Below are 2,401 nucleotides of genomic sequence, written 5' to 3' on the forward strand. Positions count from 1 at the left end.
CAATCGTCAGGCAGACGCGCCCATCTACAAAATCTCTGTGCCCCAATCAGTGCCCAGCGAACGCCACCAGCGCCAATACCGCGAGAGCGGTTTCGTCCTAGTCCGAAAAGCTGATTTTTAAGCAAATTGCAGCGTACGACCGTGGTGAGCCCATACCTCCCCAATACTGTACAACACCGAATGGCTTCTCTTGCCTTTTAGCTGCTTGCCATACCAGCAATCATTGCGCCTAGCGCGACAAGGTGGACAAGCATGAGCGCCTTGTCATTCCATAGTGCGCCGACGGCGAACCACCCCACGACACCGACAAGAAACATGTATAGGTTCCAAGGTGTCCAACCAAACCCCGTTGCGGTGTATCCCATGATCTGAACAGCAGATGCGCCCCACTTGACCATGAAGACACGGCGCTCGCGCGGCAATACAAAGGCCAAGGCTTCAGACTGCACGGGTCAAACCTCCGTCGATACGCAGGTTTTGTCCCGTCATGTAGCCACCATCTTCCGAGGCGAGCCATGAAATGAGAGAAGACACCTCCGACGCGAAACCGTAACGCCCCATGGGAATACGCGATTTGCGGTCTTCGGTTTCGGGCAGGCTATCGATGAAGCCCGGAAGGACGTTGTTCATGCGAATGTTCTCTGACGCGTATTTGTCCGAAAAGAGCTTCGTGAATGCTGCAAGCCCGGCCCGGAAAACCCCCGACGTTGGAAAGAGAGGGTCGGGTTCGAAGGCGGCAAAGGTTGAGATGTTGATGATTGTTCCGCCGCCTTGGGCCTGCATTGTCGGCGTGACAAGCCTTGTAGGGCGGACCACGTTCATCAGGTAGACTTCCATCCCTTTATGCCATTCGTCGTCGTTGATTTCGAGAATCGAACCCTTCGGTCCGTGGCCAGCAGAGTTCACCAAGACATCAATACGACCCCAACGATCCTTCGCGCCTTCGACCAAAGCGTTGAGCGCTTCTCCATCAAGGTTAGAGCCCGTCACGCCAAAGCCCCCGAGTTCGCCGCCGAGCGCCTCACCCTTACCTGACGAGGACAGGATGCCAATCTTGAACCCATCTCCCGCCAATTTGCGGGCTGCATCAGCGCCCATACCGCTCCCGCCCGCTGTAATCAGAGCTACTTTTTCTACTGTCATATCTAGTGTCCTTTGGTGGTTAGGTTATATATAATTAGCTTGCCGAGAAAGTGTGATTGAGAATTGATGTTGCGTGGCAGTAGAAATACCATTGCAAAATGACTGAACTTCCCCCACTCAATAGTCTGCGTGCTTTCGATGCGGCGGGCCGCCGCCTCAGTTTCCGCTCAGCAGCCGAAGAACTGGGCGTCACGCAAGGGGCCGTGGCGCAACAAGTGCGTCAGCTCGAAGCGCATCTTGATGTGGTTTTGTTTGAACGGGTGCCGAAGGGGCTGCGGTTCACATCGGTCGGGCGCAGTTTTCACAACCGGATCGCCAAGGTGTTCGCAGACCTTCGATCCGCAACTGCCGAACTGAAGCCAGAGCCGAACAAAGTCCTTATCAGCGTCACTCCGACTTTCGCTGCAAAATGGCTGATCCCAAACCTACCGGACTTTTCGGCAGCATACCCGAATATTGATTTGCGGATCATGGCCACTGAGAAAGTCTCGAGCTTTCATAGCGACGGGATAGACCTTGCAGTGCGCCAAGGATCGCCGCCCTTTGGCGCATCACTAGACGTAACCCTTTTGTTCAAGCAATCGCTCATCGCGGTAGCTGCGCCAATATTTGCGGCCAAGGACGATAGTTTTCTTGAGCCAGAAACCCTCAATAAACTTCCAAAAATCCATGACACCCATGATCTGTGGCCCAGCTATCTTGCGCATTTGGGCGTCGAGTACCGGTCTCCTCGTGACCTTCATCTGAGCCAAACGTCTCTTGCGGTCGATGCTGCTATCGCCGGGCAAGGTGTGGCCTTGGTAAGCCGGTTTCTAGTGGCTCATGACATTGAAGCCAGGCGCTTGGTCGAGGTTGGTGCAACCTGGGATGCGGGCAGAAATGACTTCTATGTCCTCTTGCCGCGAGCCACCAAAAACAATGAGTCGGTGACCAACGTTTTGGCATGGCTCAAGTCGCGCTCCGCCGAAGATACTTGAATGCCTTGAATGGAAAGCAGACATTTAGATTATTCGAGCGAATGGCAGTTGAGTCTAAGGTTTGTGGCCGCTGCAGCTCACGCTGACAGCAGCCACAAACCTTAGACGAAACCGTCTTCCAAGCATTTTTGATTAACGTCAGCTTTCGGGTCGTTTGCAGCCGCTGACTCCCTGCGATTTGGGTGGCAAGGTCACGCATTTTGCGGATGGGTCACACCTTTCTGATTCAAGTCACATAATATCAATGATTTAGCCCTGGCATGTGTCACGCCTTTATTGGC

The 2,401-nt window shown here is 54.0% G+C and carries 3 protein-coding genes; 1 reads left to right on the forward strand and 2 read right to left on the reverse strand.

Annotation, left to right across the window (positions count from 1 at the left end; translation table 11 throughout):
• Window positions 1–197: 197 nt before the first annotated feature.
• Both AVO44_RS20490 and AVO44_RS20495 read right to left on the reverse strand, forming a co-directional pair.
• On the reverse strand, window positions 198–449 hold the full coding sequence (locus tag AVO44_RS20490) for a DUF6552 family protein (RefSeq protein ID WP_068341341.1): 252 nt from the start codon (window positions 447–449) through the stop codon (window positions 198–200).
• The gene (locus AVO44_RS20495; RefSeq protein ID WP_068341344.1) at window positions 439–1,143 is read right to left on the reverse strand and encodes an SDR family oxidoreductase; all 705 of its coding nucleotides are present in this window, start codon (window positions 1,141–1,143) and stop codon (window positions 439–441) included. The genes AVO44_RS20490 and AVO44_RS20495 overlap by 11 nt, the downstream gene beginning before the upstream one ends.
• 98 nt (window positions 1,144–1,241) lie before the next feature.
• On the opposite strand from AVO44_RS20495, the gene AVO44_RS20500 reads away from it, so the two are divergent.
• Window positions 1,242–2,120 carry a LysR substrate-binding domain-containing protein gene (locus AVO44_RS20500; RefSeq protein WP_068341346.1) on the forward strand — a complete coding sequence of 293 codons (879 nt, stop codon included), beginning with the start codon at window positions 1,242–1,244 and terminating at the stop codon, window positions 2,118–2,120.
• Window positions 2,121–2,401 lie beyond the last annotated feature (281 nt).

The sequence above is a fragment of the Ruegeria profundi genome (assembly GCF_001507545.1).
Classification (GTDB): domain Bacteria; phylum Pseudomonadota; class Alphaproteobacteria; order Rhodobacterales; family Rhodobacteraceae; genus Ruegeria; species Ruegeria profundi.

Coding starts and splice junctions, on each gene's coding strand:
- AVO44_RS20495 (WP_068341344.1), bottom strand. CDS start 1,143: ATGACAGTAGAAAAAGTAGCTCTGATTACAGCGGGCGGGAGCGGTATG.
- AVO44_RS20500 (WP_068341346.1), top strand. CDS start 1,242: ATGACTGAACTTCCCCCACTCAATAGTCTGCGTGCTTTCGATGCGGCG.